The organism is Oxalobacteraceae bacterium OTU3CINTB1 (assembly GCA_024123955.1).
In the GTDB taxonomy this organism is placed as follows: domain Bacteria; phylum Pseudomonadota; class Gammaproteobacteria; order Burkholderiales; family Burkholderiaceae_D; genus Rugamonas.
Genome location: CP099652.1, coordinates 5,561,833 through 5,584,697 on the forward strand (window position 1 = coordinate 5,561,833; position 22,865 = coordinate 5,584,697).

Sequence of the window (22,865 nt, forward strand, 5' to 3'; positions counted from 1 at the left end):
TGAGCAATTAAATGTATCAAAATAGAAATAGACATGTCAGCAAGTCATGATATGCTTCAACCCATCAGACCGAATTGCACAATGAAACCCAAAAAATTGTTTCCGGCGCGCAATTTATTAACGTAGCCTTTCACATACTGGGATAAAAATATGAACTTTAAGAAACTCTCGACGGCGGCCGCCCTGGCCACGCTTATGTTCGCAGGTAACGCAATGGCGGCAACCGCCCTGTGCGACGGTTCCGACATCAGCGTGGCCGGCGCCAGCTGCATCGGCTTCATCAACGGCAACCTGAACGGCAACAACCCGAGCCTCGCCGAGATCAACCTGAACCTGGCCGTGTGGGGTGTGAACCTGACCTCGGCCGTGCCATCGACCTCGATGCTGTCGGGCCTGAACGGCACCACCATCAACTTCACCCAAATGCTGTACGGCGACACCATCGTCGGCATGCACTTTGGCAATGTGAAGGACGCCGCAGGCACGAAGTCGAACAACGTCACCGCCTTCTACCGTTTTGACGCTGGCATGGGCCTGGACAGCTTCACCACCAAGTTCGGTTCGCTGTCGAACGCCACCCTGTATTCGACCGGCACCGCCGTGACGCCGGTTCCGTAAGCGGAAACCTACGCGATGATGCTTGCCGGCCTGGGCTTGATGGGCGTGGTCGCTCGCCGCCGCAAGCAAAAGTAATCCGCGCTTGGCGCATCAAAAGTCAAAGGCCCGGTGCTAACGCACCGGGCCTTTTTCATTAGTCGTTCGGTTCGCCTATATCCACACGTCGTTGACGGCCGTGCGGTCGCTGGTTTCCTCCTCACCCGTGTTGAGCACGCCGCGCGGCTCGATCAGCAGTAGTTTCACCTCCCCATCGGCCGACGGCTTGTGCTCGGCGCCTTTCGGCACCACCACCATTTCCCCCTGCGACACCAGCACGTGGCCGTCGCGGAAATCGATCCGCAACTGTCCTTCCAGTACGATAAAGGTTTCATCAGTGGCGGCATGGGCGTGCCAGATGAAATCGCCCTGCAGCCTGACTATCTTGAATTGGTAATCGTTCATCTCCGCGACCACCTTGGGCGCCCACTGCTCAGTAAACAAACTGAATTTCTTGGCGAAATTGATGGTGTGGATGGCGTGCGCCGCCGTCTGCTCGGTATGCATTGGATTCGTCCTGTTGCTGTTGGTGAGTGCCCAGCGTACGCAAAACGGGACGGCGTTTCTTGTACGATTGTGCGGACGTCAGCCGGCGCGCATTTTCAGCCAGCGCGCTGGCGACAAGCCATAGGTCTTGCCGAAATGGCGGGTCATGTGGCTTTGATCGGTAAAGCCGGCAAGCAATGCCGCGCCCACCAGCGGCTGGCCCTGAAGCAGCAGCGAGCGCACCAGGTCGAGGCGGCGCATGGTCAGGTAGCGGTACGGCGAGGTGCCGAACAGCAGCCGGAAATCGCGCGACAGGCTCCAGCGGTCGCGCCCGCTGTGGCGCTCCAACTCCCCCAACGTGACGCTGTGCGCCAGGGACTCGTGGATGAATTCCCGCGCCAGCTCGGCCGCGCGATAGTCGAACGGCTGGCTTGATCCCGGCGGCGCCGACACCGCGCTCAGCGCATGGGCCAGGTCGAACAATGCGTCGTCTTCCTCGAGCGCGTCGAGCGGCGCGTCCAGACTGCGCAATAACAGTTCGCTGGCCGCGTACAGCCTGGGATCGGCGCTGATGCCGTGCTGGATGAAAGGCAGCGCGCGCCCGCCGAGGATCTGCTGGATCAACGCGGGTTCGATGTACAGCATGCGGTAGCGGAAGCCGGCGTCGGTCCCCGCCTCGCCGTCGTGCAACTCGTCGGGGTGCAGCACGATGGTGGCGCCCGGGACGCTGTGTCGCTGCCCGCCCCGGTAGTGGAAACTTTGCACCCCGGCCAGGGTGCGGCCGATGGCATAGGTGTCGTGGCGGTGCGGCTCGTAGCCGTGGCCCGAGAAGAACGCTTCGATGCGCTCCGTGCGGCCCGTCTGCGGCGCGCGCACGATCCAGTCGCCGGCCCGTTTGGTCTTGCTCACGGCGCAGGCTTCGAGAAAGTGGCGACGTTCATTCGCGGTCCATCGTCGGGTTGGGAGGAACCTGGAATTCTACTCTTTCCCGATGTTGTGATGGAGCTACAATCGACCTTTACGCTTTCCCACATCTGGAGCAACACTATGCAAGTAAGCACGGCGGCACTGATCATCATCGATATGCAAAAAGGCATGGCCGATCCGGCGGCCGGCATGCGCAACAACCCCGAGGCGGAACAGAACATCGCAGCCTTGCTTGGCGCCTGGCGGACGGCGGGTTCCACGGTTGTCCATGTCCGCCACATTTCGAGAACGGTTGGTTCGCTGTTCTGGCCCGGGCAAGTTGGGGTCGAGTTTCAGGAACGACTGGCTCCTTTGCCGGACGCCTACGTGATCGAGAAGAATGTGCCCGACGCCTTCATCAACACCGGGTTGGAGCGCTGGCTGCGCGTGCGCGGCATCAGCGAACTCGTCATCGTCGGCGTGAGCACCAACAACTCGGTGGAGGCCAGCGCGCGGACGGCGGGCAATCTCGGCTTCGCGACCCATGTCGTGGCGGATGCGTGTTTCGCGTTCGCCAAAGCCGATTACGCGGGCGTGCCACGCAGCGCCGAGGACGTGCACGCCATGGCGTTGTCCAATCTGGACGGCGAATACGCGACCATCGTTCAGACCCGGGATGTGCTCGATGCGTTTGAAACCGCTGCGTGATGCGCATCGCCCTCGGCGGGGCGGGAGCGATACGTTTGCACATGCGCAATTGACGTCGAGGGGGCTGGAATGGATTGCTGCGAATCTGCAGGCCCTCCCAACACCGGCGCTAGCGGGTTAGGTCCCCTGATCGGTGGCTTTGCCGGTATCGGCAAGAACCGATTCCCCGATCGCGTAGAACTGGCCGCCGGCGATGTAATGCAAACTGCGCAGGTTTGGGTCGGCTTTGTCGAATTCCCAATGGCCGTTGCGGAACACGCGGTCGTCGGCCCAAGCCTCCACTACTTCCCCAATGAACAAGTCGTAGGTCTGCTGGATGTGCGGCTCGGGGATCACTTTGCAGATCAGCCAGGCCGAGCAGCCGGAGACCAGTGGCGTGTTATGTTCACCGGCGCGAAATAATTCGATCCCGCATTTTTTCAGCTTGTCCGGCGCGTCGGCCAGGCTCAGATTGCCAACGTCGTAGGTCAGCTGGACTTGGCCCACGTTGGGCACCTGCAGCGCAAAGTAACCGCTGCCCTCCACCAGCCCGCGCGTGCTGGTCGCCTTGTCCAACACCAGCGTCACCTTGGGCGGAGCGAAATCCAGCGCGCAAGACCAGGCCGCCGCCATGACGTTATCCACACCATCGTGCGAGGCCGACACCAGCACCGTCGGCCCGTGATTGAGCAGCCGATATGCCTTTTCCAGTTCAACTGCCACCATATGTTCGTTCATTTTTACTCCCGCAAATACTCAGCAGGAGATTATGCATCGGATCGGAACTGGCTGCTCACGCCAGTGTCTGCAACTCACCTTTGACGACAGCACTCAACGTCCGCGCCGCGAAGACAGCGATGCAAACGGTCGTCGTTGCCAGCAACAGCAGAGCGAGGCCATCTGCAACAATATGATGCGCGTGGCCCGCGTATCGCAAGGCGGCCAAGGTGGCGGCCGCCAGCGGGAAGCTGGCCGCCCACCACGACAGCCGGAACGGCTGTTCCGCAACCAGCACCCGCAACCGGCCGGCGACGATCGCGAGCGCGAAGAACATCACCATGACCAAGCCTTCGGCAAACAGATCGACCTGCCCGGTTGTCGCGATGTAGGCCGAGAAGCCGACACTGAACGGCGCGCTGAGCAGCAGCAACGTCGGCTGCAGCGGCGCGGGCATCGCGTCCTCGCGCATCAAGCGGGTCAGCACCATGCTCAGCAGCGGCAAACCGAACACAAGACCGACCGCGACCGAAAACACCATCACGCCGTGCATTGACGATTGCCAGCCGAGCGCGGGCAAGGCCAGCGGCACGTCGAGCAGGCCGACGACAGGAATCAGGAGCGCGGGCGTGATCACGGCTTGCTTTTCCCTCAGCCAGCGGCCGGTGATCGATAGCGAAAACACCGCCATGCCGACGGCGCCGGCCACCCACAGCATGCGCGCGGCGGCGAGCTGGAACGGCGCCAGCAGAATCGGCAGCAACAGCAAGGTGATCAGCGGTGTGCCAAACAGGTTGCCGGCGACGGCGTGGGCGAACTCGCGGCGTACCGCGTCGAAGCCGTTCCAGGCCTTGATCGCATAGCCCGCGCCCACCGCAACAAAGGCCAATAGCGCAGCCACCGCCAATCCATCGCCGATCCATGCGGGCACGCCGAAGCGCTCGGCGGCCAGACGCCAGGCCACCGCCAAGCCGATGCTGCCCATGACGGCGCCAAACAGCCCGACCGGTATATAGTGAAGCGTACTGCTTGGGACGGCATTGGCCGCCGGATGTGTTGCGTTCATGGTCATTGCTCCTTAAAGGTCTAGTTCGAGCGTGTCGCCGCTGGCGCGCGAAACGCAAATGCACATGTGATCGGCGCGATCTTCGTCGCTGAGCGCGTTGTCGCGGTGTTCCGGCGTGCCGGCCAGTACCTTGACGCGGCAGGTGCCGCAGTTGCCGATCCGGCAGGAGGCTGGCGCATCGACGCCGGCGGCCTCCACCGCCTCCAGAATGCTGGCGCTGGCCGGCACTTCAATCACCTTGCGGCTGCGCTTCAAGGTCACGATGACGGGCCGGTTGACGGCGCGCGCATCGGCCGCGAAGCGTTCGATCAGGACGCGCACGCCCAGTCGCTTGGCGGTTTCGGTCACCGCGTCGAGCAGGCGCGCCGGGCCGCAGGCGACGATGACGCCCTCGCCTGCCATGACCGTCTCGAGCGACAGGCGCCGGCCTTCGTCGGCGGCGTACACGACCAGGCGTGGTCCCAGTTCGCGTTCGAGCTGGTCGAGGAACGGCGCTTGCCGGCGCGACCGCACGGCGTAGTGCAGCACGAAGTCGCGATGTTCGGCGATCAAGGTATGCGCCATCGCCTTGATCGGCGTGATGCCGATGCCGCCGGCGATCAGCACCACCGCGCCGTCGGCCGGCAAGGCGAAATCGTTGCGTGGCAGCGAGCAGCGCAGCAGCATGCCAAGGTGATATTCCGCATGCACGCTGGCCGAGCCGCCCTTGCCCTCGTCCTCGCGCAGCACGGCGATCTCATAGACGCCGGGCTGCGCGGGATCGGAAGCGATCGAATAGCTGCGCGTGGCGGCGCTGCCATCGGCCAGCAGTACCGGCACGTCGATGTGGGCGCCGGCTTGGACCGCCGGCAAGTCGCCGCCATCGAAGCTTTTCAATTCGTAGGCTCGCACCTGCGGCGTCAGCTGCCGCACGCCGCTGACCACCAGCGCCAGCGGGCCATCGCCCAATTCGCTCAAAGGTTGCTTGGCGGCGCTCGCGGCCAGTTGCTCCTTGAGACGCTTGACTTGCGCGTACAGCGGCGCCGTCATGGTGTTGATTTCGGTTTCGGTGAAGCGCGGCGTGATGTGCTGCGGACAGTTCCAGTCGTAGCCTTCGACGGTGATCACGAAAGCGCGCTCGATGCGCGCCGCATAGCCGGGCGTGCGCAGCCGCTCGATCAGCGCGGCATCGTCCGCCGCCTCCACCAAGCGCACGCGGCCGATGAGCTTCAGGCGCATCTGGTTGGCGTAATCCATCACGATGATGGAGATGCGGTCGTCCTTTTGCAGGTTTCCCACGCTGAGGTATTGCACATTGCCGCGAAAGTCGGCGAAGGCGACGGTCTTCGGATCGAGGACCTTCAGGAAGCCGGCCGGGCCGCCGCGATGCTGCACATACGGCCAGCCCGTCTCGCTCACCGTGGCCTGGTAAAAATGGTCGGCCTGGGCGATGAACTCGGCCTCCATGCGGCCCAGGCGGTCGGCCCGGTTGGTCATCAGGTCGAAGCCTTCGTATTGCTCGCGGCTTCCCATGCGTTCCTGCATGGCGCGCACGTTCGGGGTAAAGGTGATGTCGGAAAATGCGCGGCCCATGATGGCTCCTGATAAAAGTGAGGTTTAACGTTTGACGTTGCGACCGAGGAACTCGCGCATCAGCTTTGCGATCTTGTCGCCCTCTTCTTCGAGGGCGAAGTGGCCGGTGTCCAGCAGGTGCAGCTCAGCTTTCGGCAGGTCGCGCAGGTAAGGCGTGGCCCCGGCCGCCGGGAAGATCTTGTCGCCCTTGCCCCAGACGATCAGCATCGGCGGCTGGTGTTTGCGGAAATACGCTTGCCACTCGGGATAGCGCGGCGGATTGGTGCCGTAGCTGTAGAACATTTCTATCTGAACGTCCTTGTTGCCGGGACGGTCCAGATAAGCTTGGTCGAGCATCCACGCGTCGGGGCTGACGTTGACGTCCGGCTTGCGGAAGCCTTCGGTGTATTGCCACTTGGTGCCGCCGATCTCCAGCAGCGGACGCAGCTTGGCGGCCTTGGCTTCGGTTTTGTCTTTCCAGTACTCCTTGACCGGTTGCCAGAACTCGTTATCCAGCCCTTCGTCGTAGGCGTTACCGTTTTGCACCACGATCGCCGTGACCCGTTCCGGATGGGCGGCGGCCAGTCGGTAGCCGATCGGCGCGCCATAGTCCTGCACGTAGAGCGCGTATTTCGTCAGCCCAAGCTGGCTGGTCAGTTTGTCGATCACCTTGGCCTGGTTGTCGAAGCTGTAGGTGAACTTGTCCATTGGCGGCTGGTCGCTCTGGCCATAGCCCGGATAGTCCGGCGCGATCACATGATAGCGGTCGGCCAGTTGCGGAATCAGGTTGCGGAACATCTGCGACGAGGTCGGAAAACCGTGCAGCAGCAACAGGGTCGGCGCGTTTTTCGGGCCGGCTTCGCGGTAAAACACTTTTACGCCGTCGATGCTGGCCGTGTGATAGCTCACGGCGGTCGATGCGGCGGGAGTGGCAGGCGCGGCGCCGGCGGCGGCAGTGACGGCAACGAAGCCGGCGGTGACGGCCAGGCGGGCCCAGACGGAAGAGGACGAGTTCATGGCGATGCTCCTAGAGATGGAATGGGTGGGGGAATCAGGCGGCCAGTTTCAAGTCCACTTGCGGGAAGTCGATGTCGACTTTGCTGGCCTTGCCAAGGATGTTGGTCAGGAAGTTCATACCGACGTGGGTAATGATTTCCACGATGTCGGCATCGGTGAAGCCGGCGCTGCGCAGTTGGGCGATTTCGATGGCGCTCACATCGCCCTTCTTTTCCATCAGGCTGGTGGCGAATTGGACGGCCAGGGCCGCTTGCGCGTCTTCGCTGGTGCCGTGGCGGGCGGCGTTGATTTCGTCGCCGGTCAGTCCGCTCTTGCGGCCGATGGCGGTGTGCGCCGAGACGCAGTATTCGCAGCCGTTTTGCTGGGCCAGCGCCAGGGCGATGCGTTCGCGGGTTTGATGGTCCAGGCTGCCGGCGCCAGCCACGCCGTACAGGCCCAGGAAGGCGCGCAGGGCGACGGGCGAGTTGGCGAATACTTTGAGGAAGTTTGGCACCATGCCGAGCTGGGCCTGGATGGTGTCCAGCAGGGCTTGTTGTTCGGCGTTGGCGTTGCTGCTGTCGATGATGGTGATGCGGCTCATGGTGTTCTCCTTGGGTGGTTGACGAAGTGTTATCCAGCGAATACAGTTTGATTCTTTTGTCGCCTAATTAGAATCCTTACAACCTGCAATGAACCATTCCTGAAAGTGGAATAATATGGATCGGCTCTACACCATGTCGATATTCCTGGCCGTGGTCGACGAAGGCGGCTTCGCCCCGGCCGCGCGCAAGTTGCGGATCTCGCCGCCGGTGGTGACGCGGGCGGTGACGGAGCTCGAGGAAACGATGGGCGTGCGCCTGCTGACGCGCACCACGCGGATGGTGCGCTTGACCGATGTGGGCGCGCGGTATGCGGCGGACTGCCGCCGCATCCTGGCCGACGTGTCCGATTCCGAGCAGGCGGCGACCGGCACGCACGGGGAGCCGCGCGGTAGGCTGGTTATCACCGCGCCGGTGCTGTTCGGCGCCATGTATGTGACGCCGGTGGTGACCGAGTATCTCCGCCGCTATCCGGAAACCGAGGTGGAATGCCGCTTCGTCGATCGCGTGGTTAACATGATGGATGAAGGGATCGATGTGGCGATCCGCATTGGCCAGTTGCCAGATTCGAGCTATCAGGCGGTTCGGGTGGGCCAGGTGCGGCAGGTGGTGTGCGCGTCGCCGGCTTACCTTGAAGCGCGCGGATTGCCGCTGATGCCGGAGGAGCTAGGCGGGCATGACATCGTGCTGGCTAACGCCGTCACCGCATCGCCCGACTGGCGCTTCGAGTTCAAGCGCCAACCGGTGGTCGTGCGAGTGCGTCCGCGCCTTACCAGTACCAGCAATGACGCGGCCATCGGGGCGGTGGTGCGGGGATTTGGCATGACGAGGGTGATTTCCTATATGGTCGCGCCGCACTTGGCGGCCGGGCGGCTCAAGACGGTGCTGACGCAGTATGAGTCGGCCCCGGTGCCGGTTAGCGTGGTGCACCATGAGGGGCGCCGTTCTACGACCAAGGTGAGGGCCTTTATCGACCTTGCGGTGTCGTTGTTGCGGGCCGAGGGCGCTTTCAACTAATTGGCGCAACTCGCGTATCAGAACAGGTGTGATATGTTCTGATGCGATCGGAAATGCGGCCGTGGCTTCTCATGCAGTCATTTGCAATCGATTTTGATATCGTTCTGCCCGACATGTTCGCCTTTACGGGAGGTGATGACGCAGGCATTCGTGTCATCCGGAAGTTGTCGAGCAAGCGTCACTTGGTCGGACTCACCATAAGTGCATGATAGCCATTTGCCGTGAGGAAATTTACCATCAAGTTGATAGGTGTAAACCAGTTCATGTTTGCGGCTTGACTGCTTGTAGTCAGAGAGCTCACCCAATTTTTCAGGCGGACCATCCATCAGAGCGGCGCCATGCAAGTACAGGGGTGAACCCGTGAACGTAATCCAACCTTTGCGGGTGTCCACCAGCTGTATGGACTTTTCGGCGATGAAGGCAAACGAGGGCCACACATTGATGACTACCGACCAGCGGTTGGTCTTTGAGGTCTGTTGCATCAGGATAAACGTACGACATTCCAGCGATGCATAAAAAGCCCCTGCGCTTTCGCGTCGGGGCTTCCTAGTATTCAGTGGGACGGCGTCAATTGAACTCATCTTACAGATTCCTTTAAAATCAATGAGTTAAGCCAATTTTTCGGGTGCGTATTTTTCAGGTTACCCTGAAAAGTACCCCGGCGATGCGGAAGTGATTGTTAGCATTCAAAACGCCACCGTTTAGCATTGCATGCATACCACGGTTTAGCATTCAGAGTCCACCGGCGATTTGCACAGAATTAATACTGGACTCTGGCTTTATTTTTTTAAGGTGCAATTTCTGTTGCGACCGGCAGCTTCCGCCCCAAGCAGACCTTCACACCAGCATGTGACAATGTGTGAATTTTTCCTATTGGTAATTTGTTATGCTCTTAGGTGCCAAACGGCGAGAAGTAGGCAGTAGCCACACCACAGCACTCGAGCGATTGGGGCAAAGTGTAAAGCGCCTTTGTATCAAGCTTCGATTTCCAGAAGAGTTGTGACAGCCGTAGGCAACTGAAGGCTTCCGCATGACGAATAAAAATCCTTGCTAAGTGGGAGCGGCCAGACATTGAAAAGTATCGCTGAAATAAGTGTTGCCACGATCCAACCGGAAGACAACCTACTTACCTGGGTCAACGAGCAAACGTGGAAAAGCCGCTGGGCCGTGGTTGAAGGATTGCCCGGAGGTGGTCAGGGTGATGTCTTCCGCGTTCGTCGGTTGGCCGACGAGAAGATCGGATTCCTCAAGGTGATCAGGGCCAAAACAGATCCGGAACGCCGAGCTCGATTCTTTCGTGAAGCAAGTGCGTACGATACCCTAGCGATTGACGGCATCCCTAGGCTGATCGAGAGCAATGCTCATCTTCATGCGAGTCCCGACATAATCCCTTTCATCGTGACCGAGTTTATTGTTGGACAAACGCTGAGGTCATGGCGCGAGTCAATGGTGTCGGTATCCGTGAAGCAGGCAATTTTAATCACGGTTTGCATCCTCGATATTCTTCAGGCATGTCATCGGCAGGGCTGTGTTCATCGTGACGTTAAACCCGATAACATTATTGTTGACCTGGGCGCAGCGACCAACGTGTGGCTGCTCGATTTCGGGATCAGCTATCACAATCTTGCGGATGTCGACTTTCAGACGGAAGATTGGCAGGAAGTAGGCAATCGCTTTCTTCGACTTCCTGAGCTGTCAGCGGGAAGCCGGTCTAAACAGGATCCTAGGTCGGACGTGTCCTTTGCCGCCGGTATTTTCTTTTACCTGCTAACTGGGGAGCATCCCGACGTACTGGAAGATGAGGATGGCCGGATGCCCCATCAACGAAAAGGGGCCATGGTCAAATTGCGGCAGGCCTCATCGCCGCAGTTGGGACGGATATTGGCGCTGTTTGACGACGCTTTTTCACCTCGAATTGCTAACCGGTTTGCTACTGTGCCCGCGATGCGGGAACGGATGGACAGAATTATGCATGAACAAGAACCAGGACTGTCGCTCGATGCTGACCTGGCCGCACTGCGCGATGTGCTCGACACGTCGGCGAATCGGCGATTGACGGAGACCACAGCTAAGTTGAACAATGTGCTGCAGCGGGTACGTACTGTGTTCGATGGTGTGAGTCAATCGCTTGGTAGCACGCTTAGCATCAGTCAGACCGGCTGGAGCGTCACCGGTGAGCGTGGCCGAAACACCTTATTTTGGTCGCGTCAAGGCACAGTGGACCCTATATTGTCGGTAACGCATGATGTGGTCGCGGCGGGCGAAGAGCTAGTTCTGCGGATGTCGGGAGAGACAGTGTACCGTACCGATTTTGCGGAGCCCGACTTTGGGGATAACTTCACGATTGCGATTCGGACGTGGCTTACGACCCGGCTCCGGGATGTGCTGACGAATCCGAATGCGCTGCCGCCCGAAGCTGATCTATTCCGGGAAGTCCGTCCATTTGGATCGTTGTCGGCGGCGGCAAGCGAAGCCACTCGCCGTCGATGCGCGATCCTAGCCTTCGTGTACGATCCAACGCAGCCGCAGCGAGGAAAATTACATTGGGCGCTCGACTACTTTTTGGAAAATCGGCGTACCCGTGAGCTCATGAATGAAGCTTTTGTCACGGCACTTGTTCCGTTGGCCGCGATCTCCTCGATTTCTCCAGTTCTAGATCAACAATCAATGGAGACGTCACGATGGGTGTTATTGGATCATGATCTTCGCTTCTTGGAGCAGCATGTCATCCAAGCCAATCCTCAGACTGCGGAAATGGTTATAGGCGAGCTGGCTGTCCGTTATCCGGGAGATCTAGCCTGATGGAACAGGGCGGACCAAGGCAGGCTAACTGTAGCGGATCGCGTTTGAAAACGGGGGACGTCCGCTTTTGGCCGATTTCGCCCGTTAACAGGGTGCTCAAACATCAGTAATTTCTCTGATTGCACGCTTAATATCACGTTCGGCATCATCAAGTTCGTTAAGCGCTCTGCGAATTTGGGACTCAACATCTGGATTTGCATCGTTGCGTGCTTTCCTCAATGCAGTGGCCGCATCAGCAATTGCACTGAGAGCCTTCTTGAGTTTGGTCTTCGCTGACATTGGTTTCCTTAGTGGATTGAATTTTCATTTTTCAAACCTCAACAACTATCACACTGACTGCTTGTCGCCGGTTAACGTCGTACTGCGGGAAATAGCCATCGGCGAAGCACTCTACCGCTAGACCTTTAGACATTCCGCTTTTGTTTCCACAGAACAAAACTGAAATCAAAAAGCAAGCCAAAAATTAAAGACGTCGCCCAGTTCACATCAACTCCGGACGAGCTAGAGGATAGGACTTGGCGCTCCAGGGCGCCTACTACTGCTGAGCTGAACTACCCACCATGCGTGCAGATTTCCCCACAGCATTTCGCTCGAAGTATGTTTGCTTTTCAACTACTGGATGTTGTTCTCCGCCTCGTCATCCGCACTGTCCGCACTAATATCCAAAGTCGCGATTAGAGTGTCGACAATTTCTGGCGCGAGCGCGGAGATATGCCGTGACAACAAGCGTAAGTAAAATTGGTTGACGTCCGTGTCTGAAATAATCCAACGAATCTGATTATTCTCCACTGCTGCGTCGGCTAGCTTATTCGCGTCCTCGGTAGTGAAATACTCTTCAAAACGCTTGAGGTTGGCAATCGACTGGTGCGTAGCTTGGAAGAATGTGCTATTGACGAGCGCATCAATGGCTTGAGATTTTTCGGTACGTTCCAGAGGAGACAACGCCGCGTCTGAAGCTAAAACTTCCACGGGCATAATTATCGGCACACCTTGGTCATGGACTATATTCGAAACTTGCTGTTCAGCCACCTTTCCCGACGTGTTCCCCGCTGCTGCTGGTGTTTCTTCCGCAGACTGTGGTGCTGGCGGGAGTTGTTGATTTACGCTTTGGAATCCTAATACGTCGGGCACCAGCGGCTCTTGCGCTGCTTGTGAGCCTTCTGGTGCGGCCGCTAGGTTTAGTGCCTGCTGGGCGTCTTGGATAACCTTCGCGTGGTGCTTCAAAAATGCTTTGATTGAATCGAAAACCTGAAGCGATGAATTCTTTCTTATTTTCCATTCATTTTGGAGAAATGAGTTCGGGTGTGGGCGCCCGTTGGAGTCAGGCCCTTGAAGCGGTGAGACATAGTCCCCATCCTTAGAAATTATGAACAGGTCTTCACTTTCGACTTTTTCCAGTAGCATCTCCCAGTTGTACTGGTCGCCGACACTACCAGCTTTTCCTGGTGGATTTCCTTTATCCGCTCGCATTTTACCTCGCGCATAAACATCGTCATCCTCTTGGTAAAGCGCTGCGACCGCAAATAGACTTTTCAGCTCAATATCCACTTCTAACTCGTAAGTTAGAGCGCTCGCCGTAGCTTCTGCAATTAGCCTGTCGCGAGCTTTTTTGGCTACGTCAATCGCATCGGAATATTGTTTCGCCATTGCTAACGTCATCATGTGTCGAGGTATCTGGGCTTGTAAAGCTGACTTGCTAAACTCACTAGCGGCAATTTTGAGCTTACTTTCCCGGTTTCTCTCCCATTCATTAATAACGTGCTTGGGGAGATGTAGAACAACCTCACCACTGTTCACTTTATTCTTTAACAAACGCAATGAGTCAACGTCGTCGTTGCTAAAATGGTAAAAATTAAGGTAAATATTCGTATCAACAAACAACTGGATTGCCACTTTTCGTCTCCCACATTTATCAATTGAAATTTACGCACCGCGTCAGCACTCTCGTTTGCCGAAACTACAGAACAAAGAATAATATCTGGCTCGTCAGAAAAATACGCTGATTGTCACTTGAAGCTACGATGAGCTAACGATAAGCAAAATTGGCGTTATTGCCTAGGGTGTCCGGTTATGCCTGCAAACAGCCAAAGATATCAGATTTTCCACGTGGAAAAATCACAAATTCTCACAAATGCTTCGAACGATCTTGTTGGGCGCATGCTGCGGATCGACGCGAATGTCCAGCGCGGCCGCACAAACATGCTGCTGGCCGAGCGACCAAGTTATGGTGGCAAATACGAATCGCTGGAAGGTTTCCAAAATGCCAGCCGATGGTCGTGACAATTCAGTCTTGGCCAAACCCTGCCCAAACCGTGCTCAAACCGATCAGGCTACCGGACTCTTTCGTGAATTAATCGGTGCGAAGAGCCGGGCAGGATAGGTGATGTAGGCCTACACGCAAGCGTGTATTCCTCCATCACAACTCCTTATTCGCACTTCGTGCTCAACGGAATCCTGCTCTGCGAGGCCAGGTGGCTGCCGCCACCGATGCGATACCTTTCTCTTACGCCAAAGAGGATGTGCTCGGGTAGCCACCTACCTGAGATACGTGTGCTCCCTGCGGGTGCCGGCAACTCGACGATGAACGCGGCCATCGCCGCGCCGACCATTGCTCAGCAAGGGCGCACCATGTCGCGTGCGTCGTCGGCCAGAAACGTCTTTGCTGGCGGCGGAAACACCGTAGATGCCCCTGGGGGTAAGCAGGCAAAGCCGGACTGTCGCCGACCATGGAGGTCCCCCCATCACCGGTGTCCTCGGTGTAGCGCCGATACCTTGACCCGGTCCGCATCACCAACGGCCTTGGGCCACTCAGCAGGACCTCTCGTGTCAAGGATGGTCGGCGCCACATCGGCACCAAGCTCGGCGACAGGGGAAATTTAGCCGCTAAAAAAGTCGAGCAATTTTTCAGCGGCTAAAGCCCGGAACACCAGCGCCCTGCCCGCTTTGATCTACTCGGCATTTGCTTCGCTTTTCGATAGGCACGCTGCGCAGGCAGGCTCATACTTCAAGCATTCGTTTCGACATATCGATCGCGCGGCAACCGCGCTCTGCTTGGGAGACAATGATGAGCAACCGAACTTTGCAATCCATAACGGCGCTGCGGGCGGGATTGGTGCCGCCGGTGGTCGAAGACAAGCAGGCAGCACCACGGCGCCCAGTTCTCAGCGAGGCCAGGATTTCTGGCGTAGCAGCGCCTGCCCCAGAACGGCGAGCAATTAGCCGCCAGGGTAACCTGCGGCTGGTGCGTATGCCCGAGGTAAAGGCGATCTGCGGTCTGTCGCGCAGCAGCATTTACCACCTGATCCAGGAGGGACGCTTTCCGGCGCCGGTCGCCATTGGCGGGCGGGCGCGGGAGTGGATAAAGCACGAAGTCGAAGGCTGGGTGGCGCAGCGGATACGCGCCAGTCGTCCGCACGCGTAACTGCGCGACGCAGGCGGCGCCATGGCTGATCTTGCTTTTCGAACTGTACGATGCTTACAGCTGAGCGCTTGGCGGATCGCTACCCGCTTTCAAACTGTCGAGGTAGTCGGACCATTGCTGCATCATCTTTCTGCGCTCGGGCAAATGCGCAGTGCGGTTGTAGGCGCGTCCGTTGGGGTCTTTTACCGCGTGCGCCAGCTGGTGTTCGATCAGGTCCGGTCGGGCGCCCAGCACTTCGTCAAGGATGGTGCGCGCCATGGCGCGGAAGCCATGGCCGCTCATTTCATCTTTCTCGATTCCCATCCGGCGCATCGCCGCAAGAATTGCGTTGTCGCTCATCGGGCGATCGTTCGTTCTGACGCTCGGGAAAACATAGGTGCTATCACCGGTCCGTGCGCGCACCTCCCGCAGAATCGCCATCGCTTGTGTAGATAACGGCACGATGTGCTGGGTCTTCGTCTTCGTCACAAGAAACCGCCACTCGGCCGCCTCCAGGTCGATGTCGGCCCACTTGGCCTTGCGTAGTTCGCCAGGACGCACGAACACCAGCGGCGCAAGGCGCAGCGCGCACGAGACGATCATGGAACCCTCGTAACGGTCAAAGGTTTTGAGCAGCCCGCCCACCTTGGCCGGGTCGGTGACGGATGCAAAATGCTCGGCCCTCACCGGAGCTAAAGCACCGCGCAAATCGCCAGTAGGATCGCGCTGGGCGCGTCCGGTGGCCACGGCATAGCGAAACACCTGCCCGCAGTTCGCCAGCGCCCTGTGGGCCGTTTCAAGCGCGCCGCGCTGCTCGATGCGGCGAACGGCAGACAGCAGGTCGGGCGCGGTAATGTCCGACATCGACTTGCTGCCGATCCAGGGAAAAATGTCGCGCTCAAGTCGGCTCAAAATGCGCCCGCCATGGTTCTCGGCCCAGGTCGGCGAGAACTTGGCGTGCCATTCACGCGCCACCACCTCGAAGCTGTCGGCCGCATGCTCCGGCTTGGCGGCTTTCTGGGCCTGGCGCTGCGCACTCGGATCAATCGCTTGCGCAACCAGCTTACGCGCCTGGTCACGCCTTTCCCTGGCGTCCTTCAATCCAATATCCGGGTAAGTCCCCAAGGATAATAATTTTTCTTTACCGTCAAAACGGTACCGGAAGCGCCACCACTTGCCGCCCTGCGGCGTCACCAGCAGGTGAAGTCCGCGCTCATCGGGCAGCTTGTAGGGCTTGGCTTCAGGCTTGGCGGTTTTGATTTTCGTCTCGGTAAGGGCCATGTCGTATCTCCGCGTGGGATAGCTTAGATACAGGCTTTAGACGAATAGTTCAGGGAGCGGCTTGATCGCTCTCATGCTCAGGCCGCGTGATTCCTGCCGGGATTGCTGCGGAATCGGAGCTTCAGGATGCGGGTAACTGGGGTGCGGGTAACTCAAAACGCGTACCCTCAGTTACCCGTAAATCGCCCCCAGTTACCCACAGGATGCCACCGGACGCCTTTGAACCAAGCTGGACTGGCCCCCATAGAGAAAAACCCGCACGGGGCGGGTTTTTTAGGTCTTGCTGAGCCTGCTTGAAACGAATAAGTGGTGGAGACGGCGGGAATCGAACCCGCGTCCGCAAGCACTCCACAGACAGTTCTACATACTTAGCACTATCATTTAATTTAACCAGTACAACACGGACGTGCACGTTTTGGACTAGCGATTCACCTTAGATTTAGCGCTGATCGAAGTGACCCCTCACAGCGCGAGTCCCTGTAAATGACTCCACAGCTTTTAACGGCCCACCCCAGGGACGAGGTGTTGTGGAGCTAACAGCAATTAAGCTGCCAGTGCGTACGAGTTATCGTTTGCAGTTAAGTTTTTCTGGGTGTATTTACGAGGTAACCAGCCCTCGGTATGCCCTGCTCTGCTTTGCAACCCACGTCGAAACCAGGTCGTCCCCACAGACCTCCATTCTAGCGCATTTTGCCTCTGCACGCATGCTCATTCGGAACCCGGTCAAACGCCTGTCACATTCGCCCGATATGATGGCTCCAGTTCTCACACAGAACGACCAATTAGCGCCTCCCGGAGGCGGCTACTACCGGCGCCGGCGGTCGGGAAATATACCGGCACCAATTTCCTTCAGTTACAACATGTGCGCAGCGCGGGCGAACAGCCCAGCGGTCGCGAGCAGGCTGGTGATCATAAGACCTACCAGCCAGCGGAACTGCACATCGCTGCGATCCATTCTCTTGTGACTTTCGGCGAGCACTGCATCGATTCGCGCTGTTGTTTCCCGATGAAAGTCGAACATGCGGGCATTTAGCGAAGCCGAATTATCGGACGCTTCCTTACGCGATTGATCGATCCGTGCGAGTGTCTCTCTGTGCAACGCGTCTATCCTGGCGTTGGTGTCTCTACGTTCTTCAAGAATTCGATCCGTGGTCTCCTGACGCAACCGGTCAATACGCTCGGTCGTCTCCCGGCGTAACTCGTCGATGCGCGCGTTCACCCCGGCAAAACCTTCGCCGACCTCACGCCTCAACATTTGCATCTCGCTCTCCATCTCACTATCCTCGTCGGCGCGATCGCCAGTGTCAAGCACAGCCATTGCAGCAGATGTCTTGGTCATCGCTAGCTCCCTGTCCATCCACCAGCCTATGCGGCCTACTCGTTAATCCTTTGATCACGCTCAATTGCGCACCGAACCAAAGTGTTGCGTTGCAGCACAAAAGCCGTTGACTTCTAGACAGAAAGTAACAATTTCAAACACTTTTTCGATTTCGCAGCCGAACGCTGCATTAGAATGGGATGTACCAAAACTACTGTTCAGACACCTTTTCATGCCTAACGCCGCCACAATCGACTCCCCCAGCCCCAAGCGACGCGGGCGCCCCCTGAAAGGGGAAAGCGGTGGACTGCGTGCGGAATTGATCGAGAAATCGGCAGAATTGTTTCGTACCAAAGGTTACGAGAACACCACCGTGCGCGATATCGCCGCCGCCGCCGGCATCCAGGCCGGCAGCTGGTTCTACCACTTCAAGACCAAGCAGGACATTCTTGCCGCCATCATGGAGCAAGGCCTGGAGCGCTCGCTGGCCGAGATCGAGGCCATCGGCAGCCAGCAACTGCCGCCCTGCGAAATCCTGCGCCAGCTGGTCGAGGCCCATCTGCATACGCTGCTGGCGCCCGACCACCATTACATCGCCGTGCTGCTGTACGAGTGGCGCTCGCTCGACGAGCCGTCGCGCTCGCGCGTGGTGGCGTTGAAGGACCGCTACGAGGCCGTGTGGGACCGCGCCATCGCCGAGCTGCACCTGTCCGGCGACTGGGCGATGCCGTCGTCGTTCGACCGCCTGCTGATCTTCGGCGCGCTCAACTGGACCGTGCAGTGGTACAAACCCGGCAGCGGCGCCGACGTCAAGGAGTTGGCCCGCCAAGCGATGCGCTTCATCCTGCGCACGCCCGCCGCAGTTGAGGCACAATAGGGGCATACTTTCAAAAGGATGCCCATGATTTACGAGATCGCCGAGATATACGTGAAGCCGGATGACCACGACGCCTTCCAGGCCGGCGTGGCCGAGGCGGTGCCCCTGTTCAAGGCGGCCACCGGTTGCCTGTCGATGCGCCTCGACCGCGACATCGAAACGCCCGACACCTATCATCTGGTGATCGGCTGGCAAACCCTTGAAAACCATACCGTCGATTTCCGTGGCAGTCCGGCATTCCAGTCTTGGCGCGGACTGGTCGGCAGCTATTTCGCTACACCGCCCAAGGTGGAGCATTTCGAAACCGTGGTGGCCGGCTTCTAAGCCGCACTGCCCGGTTCAATCAAGGAGGTCGTCATGACACGCACAATACACCGCAATTTCGAACAGGTGACCGACGCCGAAAGCGCCCGCAGCGCCTTGCTGGCCAAGGGTTTTCCTCCGTCCACCGTTAAACTGACCAAGCACACGGCTTTGCCGCCGAGCGTGGCGACCAGCACCGTCGGTAACATCTTCGACGCGCTGACGCCGGGCGGCCCGGCCGCCGCAGCGCACGCGCGCGAACGCAGCGGCGCCATGCTGTCGGTCGATATCTACGACGAGGACGAAGGCGGCAACGCCGACGCCATCATGAGCGGCTTCGGCGCGCGACCGGCGTAAAAAGCACCTGCGGAACTACGTAGGGCGGATTAGCGCAGCGTAATCCGCCAGGCGCCGTCGGCGGCTCATGGCGGATTACGGCGTGCCGCCTAATCCGCCCTACGAAAATCACACGGCCGGGTGGTGGAACACCTGGCGCAGATAAGCCAGGAAAGTCTCGTCCTTGCACAGCGTTTTACCCGGCGAGTCCGACAGCTTGGCCACCGATTGGCCGTTGCAGTTGACCAGCTTCATGACGATGTTGAGCGGCTTCAGGCCGACGTCATTGGTCAGGTGCGTGCCGATGCCAAAGCCGGTCATGATGCGGTCGGCGAAATGGCGGTACAGCTCGAAAGCCTTCTCCAGATTCAGCCCGTCCGAGAACACCAGCCGCTTGGTCTTGGGGTCGATGCGCAACGCTGCGTAGTGCGCCAGCGCCTTCTCTCCCCACACAACCGGATCGCCCGAATCGTGGCGCAGCCCGTCGAACAGCTTGGCGAAATACAGATCGAAGTCGTCGAGGAAGGCGTCCATGCCCACCACGTCGGTCAGCGCGACACCGAGGTCGCCCCGGTATTCCTGCACCCACGCCTCCAGCGAGGCTTTCTGGAAGTCGCGCAGCCGCACGCCGAAGGCCTGGAACGATTGCATGTATTCGTGCGCCATCGTGCCGATCGGCACCAGGCCGAACCTCATCGCCTGGTAGACGTTGGACGTGCCCTTGAAGTACTCGGGCACCTCGCGCGACAGGCGCTGCACCACCTCGTCGTGCCAGGCGCCGGAAAAGCGCCGGCGCGTGCCGAAGTCGGAGAACTCGAACGGGTTGCGGCGCGCCGGCTCGGCGCCGAAGGCCTTGAGCGCGGCGATCTTGGCGCTGAGGCGCTGGCGCCCCTCGGCCAGCGCGGCGGCCTGGTCTAAGCGGCGGAAGTATAGTTCATTGACGATGTAAAGCACGTAGATCTCAAAGCCCATCACGTGCACCTGCGGGCCGGTGGCGCGGATCGCCAAGGTGTCGCCGTCGACGCGCACGTCGATGAATTTGCGCTGGAAGCGGAACACCGTCAGGAAATCGACAAAGTCGCTTTTGATGTACCGCAGCGAGCGCAGGAAGTTCAGTTCCTCGTCCGAAAAGCCCATCGAGCACAGATGATCGAGTTCGCGCTCGACCGCCTCGTGCAGCTCGGCCAGCGGATACTCGGGCGTGTTGCGGCAGACGAATTCGTATTCGGTGTGCGAGTTGGGATGGCCATGCAGCAGCGCTTGCCACATGGTGAATTTGTATAGATCCGTCTCCAGCAGGCTGCGGACGATGGGCTGACTCATGGACTCTCCAGATTGCATATTGCCATGATCTTACGCCATGCGGGCCGGATGCGTTGATCAGGGCCGCGCTTGCTTGTACGCGGACAGGCTCTCCATCAGGTAACGCTTGACCGTGCCCTGGCGCTTCAGCAGCGCCAGCCCGGCCGCCAGTTGCGGCGCCAGCGCCGCGTGCGCACTGCGCAGGTAGGCGTGGCCTGTGGTGCTGCGCACCACGCCGGCCTGGTGCAGGGAGCCCAGACCGCTGCGCCGCTGTTCGGCGTCGCCCAGGAAAAACAGGAAATCGCCGACCGCCTCTTCGACATCGAAATACAGATCGGTGCGCCCCAGGCGCAGCTTCTGCAGGCCCTGGTCGATGGTCTGCACATACGAAAACTCGCCGGCGGCCAGCTCGCGCGACAGCATGTCGCGCAATTCGCTGATGCCGTGCCGGTATTCGCAGCGCAGGCGGCGCGCGCGCACCGCCTGCCAGCTGTCGAACACCAGGCCGGGCCGCGTCGCGTAGGCGGCAAAGCGCACGGCGTTGTTCGGCTCGGGCACCCGCACCAGCGCCGGAAACAGGTTTTGATAGTCGAAGGTGCGTCCCAGTTCGCCGTCGGCCTCGCCCGACAGCACCATGGCGGTGGCGCGCAATGGCGGCACGTCGATATAAACGAAGCGCTTGCCCTGATCCTCAAGCAGATGGGTGTAGACCCGGATCAGCCATTGCGTGCGCGGATTGTCGAACGGGCGCGAAAACACGAACCGCAGCGTGTGCGCCCCGTCGGCCGGACCGGCGCCGAGGCCAGGGCGGGATTGCGCGGCAGCGGCCGCGGCGTACGTCAACGGCAGCGCGGCGGCCGCCTCCAGCAGTTGACGTCGGGTGAGCGCCACAGCCTTCCCCCTCCGGCCGCCGGGATCAGCGGGCGGCGTTGGCCAGCAGTTCGGGCAGCACGTCGCCAGCCTGCATCAGCTGCACGCCGCGCGCTTGCATGGCCTTCAGGAAGCCGTGGTACTGCGCCTCGAAGCCGGTGACGGGACTCATGCAGTCGGTGATCAGCACCAGCTTGGACGCGGCCTGGTCGCCGAAGTGGTCGACGATATGTTCGACGGTCGCCTTGACGCAGTGACTGCCGGCCTCCCCCGCCACGTAGATCTGGTCGGCCTCGGCCAAGGTGTTGACGAACTTGGTGTTGAACTGGGTGTCCGGATCGTCGGCGTAGGGCACCTCGGCCATGACGGCCGAATAGTGCTCGGTCCACGGATTGGAGCCTTTGGCCAGCTTGGCGACGATGCCGAGCGAGGCTTCCTCCCAGGCGGCATAGGCGGCACGCACGTCGTCATGGACGTTGTTGCCCCAGCTGCCGATTTCGCAATGCACCGGCCACACCATCAACTGATAGCGGCCCGCCGCCTCAAGCTTGTCGAGATAGTTCAAAGCCAGCGGCAAGCCGGCAGGATGGCGCGGCAGGTATTTTTCGGCGCGCACGTCGTCGGCCGTGATCTGCGTGAACGGCGCCACCGGCGCGCCGTCGCGGGCGACCCAGAACGTCGGGTGGGCGATGTCGAAGCGGTGGTGCGAGTCGAGCGTGATGCTGATGGCCGTCAGGCCGGAGCGGCCCCGGTTGATCAGGCCGGCCAGGCGCTGCATGTCCTGATGCGCGCCGGGCACCGGCAGCGCCGGCGCGCGCGGCTGGCGCGTGACCGGATCGATCGGCAGATAGCCGGCCGGCAGATCGCAAAAGTCGTTTTGCGGGTCGATAATCAGCAGGTGCAAGTTACGTTTCATAGGGGCTCCGTGACGGGTATGCCTTCCATGATACGCAGCAAAGAACAAGCCCCGCAAGCGGGGCTTCGTTCACGACCGATTGTGTGGCGTATTTGGCGCGGAACTCAGACCAGGATGGCGTTGATGTCGGCGCGGCTCTTGGCGACTGCCGTGGCGACGGCCTCTTCACCCTTCGACACGCCTTCGGCGACGATGAAGGTGATGTCGGTCATGCCCAGGAAGCCCAAGGTGGCGCGCAGGTAGGTGGTCAGGTGGTCGTAGACGGCCGCCGGGCCTTCGCTGTAGACGCCGCCGCTGGCGACAAACACATACACTTTTTTACCGGTCACCAGGCCCTGGGGACCGTTGGCGCCATAGCTGAAGGTGCGGCCGACGCGGGCGATGTGGTCGATCCACGCCTTCAGGCCGGAGGTGACGGAGAAGTTGTACATCGGCGCGCCGATGACGATGGTGTCGGCGGCCAGCAGCTCGTCGACCAGCGCGTCGGACAGCTTGATCGTGTGGGCCTGGTCGGCGTTGCGCTGGTCCGGCGGGGTGAAGTACGCGCCGATCAGCTGTTCGGTCAGGTGCGGCAGCGGCGCGGCGGCCAGATCGCGGGTGACGATGGTATCGGAAGGGTTGGCTGCCTTCCATTTTGCGATGAATTCGCCGCCGAGCTGGCGCGAAACTGAACCGGTGTGACGAACACTGCTATCGATGTGGAGGACGGTTGCCATGATGTGCTTCCTTTAAGTGGTAGGGTTGCATGCATCATAGATCGGGATTACTATCGATGAAATAC

The 22,865-nt window shown here is 59.7% G+C and carries 26 protein-coding genes and 1 other RNA gene; 10 read left to right on the forward strand and 17 right to left on the reverse strand.

Annotated elements, in window-relative coordinates; genetic code table 11:
* The first annotated feature begins 150 nt into the window (after positions 1 to 150).
* Together NHH73_23995 and NHH73_24000 are read left to right on the forward strand one after the other, a co-directional pair.
* Positions 151 to 618 carry a hypothetical protein gene (locus NHH73_23995; GenBank protein USX25609.1) on the forward strand — a complete coding sequence of 156 codons (468 nt, stop codon included), beginning with the start codon at positions 151 to 153 and terminating at the stop codon, positions 616 to 618.
* Between the two features lie 18 nt (positions 619 to 636).
* A complete protein-coding gene (locus tag NHH73_24000; protein ID USX29693.1) occupies positions 637 to 693 on the forward strand; it encodes a hypothetical protein in 57 nt (18 codons plus the stop codon).
* Positions 694 to 768: 75 nt separating this feature from the next.
* On the opposite strand, the gene NHH73_24005 is transcribed toward NHH73_24000, so the two are convergent.
* Together NHH73_24005 and NHH73_24010 are read right to left on the reverse strand one after the other, a co-directional pair.
* Entirely contained in the window at positions 769 to 1,161 is a 393-nt protein-coding gene (locus NHH73_24005) for a cupin domain-containing protein (protein USX25610.1), read from the reverse strand.
* Positions 1,162 to 1,239: 78 nt separating this feature from the next.
* Positions 1,240 to 2,049, reverse strand: coding sequence for an AraC family transcriptional regulator (locus tag NHH73_24010; protein ID USX25611.1), 810 nt, complete (start codon positions 2,047 to 2,049; stop codon positions 1,240 to 1,242).
* Between the two features lie 138 nt (positions 2,050 to 2,187).
* Between NHH73_24010 and NHH73_24015 the strand changes: the two genes are divergently transcribed.
* Positions 2,188 to 2,754: a cysteine hydrolase gene (locus tag NHH73_24015; protein ID USX25612.1), complete on the forward strand. Its 567-nt coding sequence runs from the start codon at positions 2,188 to 2,190 to the stop codon at positions 2,752 to 2,754.
* A gap of 117 nt (positions 2,755 to 2,871) precedes the next feature.
* On the opposite strand, the gene NHH73_24020 is transcribed toward NHH73_24015, so the two are convergent.
* Genes NHH73_24020 through NHH73_24040 form a run of 5 tightly spaced genes read right to left on the reverse strand, consistent with a single transcriptional unit; the run spans position 2,872 to position 7,664 of the window.
* Positions 2,872 to 3,471, reverse strand: a complete 600-nt coding sequence (locus NHH73_24020; GenBank protein USX25613.1) for a flavin reductase family protein — start codon at positions 3,469 to 3,471, stop codon at positions 2,872 to 2,874.
* Between the two features lie 55 nt (positions 3,472 to 3,526).
* Positions 3,527 to 4,516 (reverse strand): C4-dicarboxylate ABC transporter, encoded by a 990-nt coding sequence (locus NHH73_24025; protein ID USX25614.1) that lies wholly within the window; start codon positions 4,514 to 4,516, stop codon positions 3,527 to 3,529.
* Between the two features lie 12 nt (positions 4,517 to 4,528).
* Complete coding sequence (locus NHH73_24030; GenBank protein ID USX25615.1) at positions 4,529 to 6,088, reverse strand: 2Fe-2S iron-sulfur cluster-binding protein; 1,560 nt, start codon at positions 6,086 to 6,088, stop codon at positions 4,529 to 4,531.
* A 24-nt stretch (positions 6,089 to 6,112) separates the two neighbouring features.
* Entirely contained in the window at positions 6,113 to 7,084 is a 972-nt protein-coding gene (locus NHH73_24035; protein USX25616.1) for an alpha/beta hydrolase, read from the reverse strand.
* Between the two features lie 34 nt (positions 7,085 to 7,118).
* Positions 7,119 to 7,664, reverse strand: coding sequence for a peroxidase-related enzyme (locus NHH73_24040; GenBank protein ID USX25617.1), 546 nt, complete (start codon positions 7,662 to 7,664; stop codon positions 7,119 to 7,121).
* 115 nt (positions 7,665 to 7,779) lie between these two features.
* Here NHH73_24040 and NHH73_24045 point away from each other — a divergent pair, with 115 nt between their 5' ends.
* Positions 7,780 to 8,679, forward strand: coding sequence for a LysR family transcriptional regulator (locus NHH73_24045; GenBank protein USX25618.1), 900 nt, complete (start codon positions 7,780 to 7,782; stop codon positions 8,677 to 8,679).
* A 77-nt stretch (positions 8,680 to 8,756) separates the two neighbouring features.
* Here NHH73_24045 and NHH73_24050 read toward each other — a convergent pair whose 3' ends face one another.
* A complete protein-coding gene (locus NHH73_24050; protein ID USX25619.1) occupies positions 8,757 to 9,260 on the reverse strand; it encodes a hypothetical protein in 504 nt (167 codons plus the stop codon).
* Between the two features lie 490 nt (positions 9,261 to 9,750).
* On the opposite strand from NHH73_24050, the gene NHH73_24055 reads away from it, so the two are divergent.
* Positions 9,751 to 11,481, forward strand: a complete 1,731-nt coding sequence (locus tag NHH73_24055) for a protein kinase (protein USX25620.1) — start codon at positions 9,751 to 9,753, stop codon at positions 11,479 to 11,481.
* 96 nt (positions 11,482 to 11,577) lie between these two features.
* Here NHH73_24055 and NHH73_24060 read toward each other — a convergent pair whose 3' ends face one another.
* Together NHH73_24060 and NHH73_24065 are read right to left on the reverse strand one after the other, a co-directional pair.
* Complete coding sequence (locus NHH73_24060) at positions 11,578 to 11,760, reverse strand: hypothetical protein (protein ID USX25621.1); 183 nt, start codon at positions 11,758 to 11,760, stop codon at positions 11,578 to 11,580.
* 333 nt (positions 11,761 to 12,093) lie between these two features.
* On the reverse strand, positions 12,094 to 13,374 hold the full coding sequence (locus tag NHH73_24065) for a PIN domain-containing protein (GenBank protein ID USX25622.1): 1,281 nt from the start codon (positions 13,372 to 13,374) through the stop codon (positions 12,094 to 12,096).
* Between the two features lie 213 nt (positions 13,375 to 13,587).
* On the opposite strand from NHH73_24065, the gene NHH73_24070 reads away from it, so the two are divergent.
* A complete protein-coding gene (locus NHH73_24070; GenBank protein USX25623.1) occupies positions 13,588 to 13,761 on the forward strand; it encodes a hypothetical protein in 174 nt (57 codons plus the stop codon).
* Between the two features lie 784 nt (positions 13,762 to 14,545).
* Positions 14,546 to 14,902, forward strand: coding sequence for an AlpA family transcriptional regulator (locus NHH73_24075; protein USX25624.1), 357 nt, complete (start codon positions 14,546 to 14,548; stop codon positions 14,900 to 14,902).
* Between the two features lie 54 nt (positions 14,903 to 14,956).
* On the opposite strand, the gene NHH73_24080 is transcribed toward NHH73_24075, so the two are convergent.
* The 3 genes from NHH73_24080 to NHH73_24090 form a co-directional block, all read right to left on the reverse strand.
* Positions 14,957 to 16,162, reverse strand: a complete 1,206-nt coding sequence (locus tag NHH73_24080) for an integrase arm-type DNA-binding domain-containing protein (GenBank protein ID USX25625.1) — start codon at positions 16,160 to 16,162, stop codon at positions 14,957 to 14,959.
* A 307-nt stretch (positions 16,163 to 16,469) separates the two neighbouring features.
* Positions 16,470 to 16,829: a transfer-messenger RNA gene (gene ssrA, locus NHH73_24085) on the reverse strand.
* A 186-nt stretch (positions 16,830 to 17,015) separates the two neighbouring features.
* Entirely contained in the window at positions 17,016 to 17,501 is a 486-nt protein-coding gene (locus NHH73_24090) for a hypothetical protein (protein USX25626.1), read from the reverse strand.
* A gap of 211 nt (positions 17,502 to 17,712) precedes the next feature.
* Between NHH73_24090 and NHH73_24095 the strand changes: the two genes are divergently transcribed.
* The 3 genes from NHH73_24095 to NHH73_24105 are packed head-to-tail and all read left to right on the forward strand — an operon-like array spanning position 17,713 to position 19,017.
* Positions 17,713 to 18,357 carry a TetR family transcriptional regulator gene (locus NHH73_24095; GenBank protein USX25627.1) on the forward strand — a complete coding sequence of 215 codons (645 nt, stop codon included), beginning with the start codon at positions 17,713 to 17,715 and terminating at the stop codon, positions 18,355 to 18,357.
* Positions 18,358 to 18,381: 24 nt separating this feature from the next.
* Positions 18,382 to 18,681 carry an antibiotic biosynthesis monooxygenase gene (locus NHH73_24100; GenBank protein ID USX25628.1) on the forward strand — a complete coding sequence of 100 codons (300 nt, stop codon included), beginning with the start codon at positions 18,382 to 18,384 and terminating at the stop codon, positions 18,679 to 18,681.
* 33 nt (positions 18,682 to 18,714) lie between these two features.
* On the forward strand, positions 18,715 to 19,017 hold the full coding sequence (locus NHH73_24105) for a hypothetical protein (GenBank protein USX25629.1): 303 nt from the start codon (positions 18,715 to 18,717) through the stop codon (positions 19,015 to 19,017).
* 108 nt (positions 19,018 to 19,125) lie between these two features.
* Here NHH73_24105 and pncB read toward each other — a convergent pair whose 3' ends face one another.
* The 4 genes from pncB to NHH73_24125 all read right to left on the reverse strand — a co-directional run bounded on the left by pncB (position 19,126) and on the right by NHH73_24125 (position 22,800).
* Positions 19,126 to 20,319, reverse strand: a complete 1,194-nt coding sequence (pncB, locus tag NHH73_24110; protein ID USX25630.1) for a nicotinate phosphoribosyltransferase — start codon at positions 20,317 to 20,319, stop codon at positions 19,126 to 19,128.
* A gap of 57 nt (positions 20,320 to 20,376) precedes the next feature.
* On the reverse strand, positions 20,377 to 21,189 hold the full coding sequence (locus NHH73_24115) for a hypothetical protein (protein ID USX25631.1): 813 nt from the start codon (positions 21,187 to 21,189) through the stop codon (positions 20,377 to 20,379).
* Positions 21,190 to 21,214: 25 nt separating this feature from the next.
* Entirely contained in the window at positions 21,215 to 22,084 is an 870-nt protein-coding gene (locus NHH73_24120; protein USX25632.1) for a cysteine hydrolase, read from the reverse strand.
* Positions 22,085 to 22,188: 104 nt separating this feature from the next.
* Entirely contained in the window at positions 22,189 to 22,800 is a 612-nt protein-coding gene (locus NHH73_24125) for an FMN-dependent NADH-azoreductase (protein ID USX25633.1), read from the reverse strand.
* Positions 22,801 to 22,865 lie beyond the last annotated feature (65 nt).

Excerpts from the sequence above, each read along its gene's own strand:
- NHH73_24020 (USX25613.1), bottom strand. The coding sequence starts at position 3,471 with ATGAACGAACATATGGTGGCAGTTGAACTGGAAAAGGCATATCGGCTG.
- NHH73_24100 (USX25628.1), top strand. The coding sequence starts at position 18,382 with ATGATTTACGAGATCGCCGAGATATACGTGAAGCCGGATGACCACGAC.
- NHH73_24105 (USX25629.1), top strand. The coding sequence starts at position 18,715 with ATGACACGCACAATACACCGCAATTTCGAACAGGTGACCGACGCCGAA.
- NHH73_24005 (USX25610.1), bottom strand. The coding sequence starts at position 1,161 with ATGCATACCGAGCAGACGGCGGCGCACGCCATCCACACCATCAATTTC.
- NHH73_24075 (USX25624.1), top strand. The coding sequence starts at position 14,546 with ATGAGCAACCGAACTTTGCAATCCATAACGGCGCTGCGGGCGGGATTG.
- NHH73_24015 (USX25612.1), top strand. The coding sequence starts at position 2,188 with ATGCAAGTAAGCACGGCGGCACTGATCATCATCGATATGCAAAAAGGC.
- NHH73_24095 (USX25627.1), top strand. The coding sequence starts at position 17,713 with ATGCCTAACGCCGCCACAATCGACTCCCCCAGCCCCAAGCGACGCGGG.
- NHH73_24120 (USX25632.1), bottom strand. The coding sequence starts at position 22,084 with ATGAAACGTAACTTGCACCTGCTGATTATCGACCCGCAAAACGACTTT.
- NHH73_24125 (USX25633.1), bottom strand. The coding sequence starts at position 22,800 with ATGGCAACCGTCCTCCACATCGATAGCAGTGTTCGTCACACCGGTTCA.
- NHH73_24035 (USX25616.1), bottom strand. The coding sequence starts at position 7,084 with ATGAACTCGTCCTCTTCCGTCTGGGCCCGCCTGGCCGTCACCGCCGGC.
- NHH73_24090 (USX25626.1), bottom strand. The coding sequence starts at position 17,501 with ATGACCAAGACATCTGCTGCAATGGCTGTGCTTGACACTGGCGATCGC.
- pncB (USX25630.1), bottom strand. The coding sequence starts at position 20,319 with ATGAGTCAGCCCATCGTCCGCAGCCTGCTGGAGACGGATCTATACAAA.
- NHH73_24080 (USX25625.1), bottom strand. The coding sequence starts at position 16,162 with ATGGCCCTTACCGAGACGAAAATCAAAACCGCCAAGCCTGAAGCCAAG.
- NHH73_23995 (USX25609.1), top strand. The coding sequence starts at position 151 with ATGAACTTTAAGAAACTCTCGACGGCGGCCGCCCTGGCCACGCTTATG.
- NHH73_24045 (USX25618.1), top strand. The coding sequence starts at position 7,780 with ATGGATCGGCTCTACACCATGTCGATATTCCTGGCCGTGGTCGACGAA.
- NHH73_24060 (USX25621.1), bottom strand. The coding sequence starts at position 11,760 with ATGTCAGCGAAGACCAAACTCAAGAAGGCTCTCAGTGCAATTGCTGAT.
- NHH73_24040 (USX25617.1), bottom strand. The coding sequence starts at position 7,664 with ATGAGCCGCATCACCATCATCGACAGCAGCAACGCCAACGCCGAACAA.
- NHH73_24025 (USX25614.1), bottom strand. The coding sequence starts at position 4,516 with ATGAACGCAACACATCCGGCGGCCAATGCCGTCCCAAGCAGTACGCTT.
- NHH73_24050 (USX25619.1), bottom strand. The coding sequence starts at position 9,260 with ATGAGTTCAATTGACGCCGTCCCACTGAATACTAGGAAGCCCCGACGC.
- NHH73_24030 (USX25615.1), bottom strand. The coding sequence starts at position 6,088 with ATGGGCCGCGCATTTTCCGACATCACCTTTACCCCGAACGTGCGCGCC.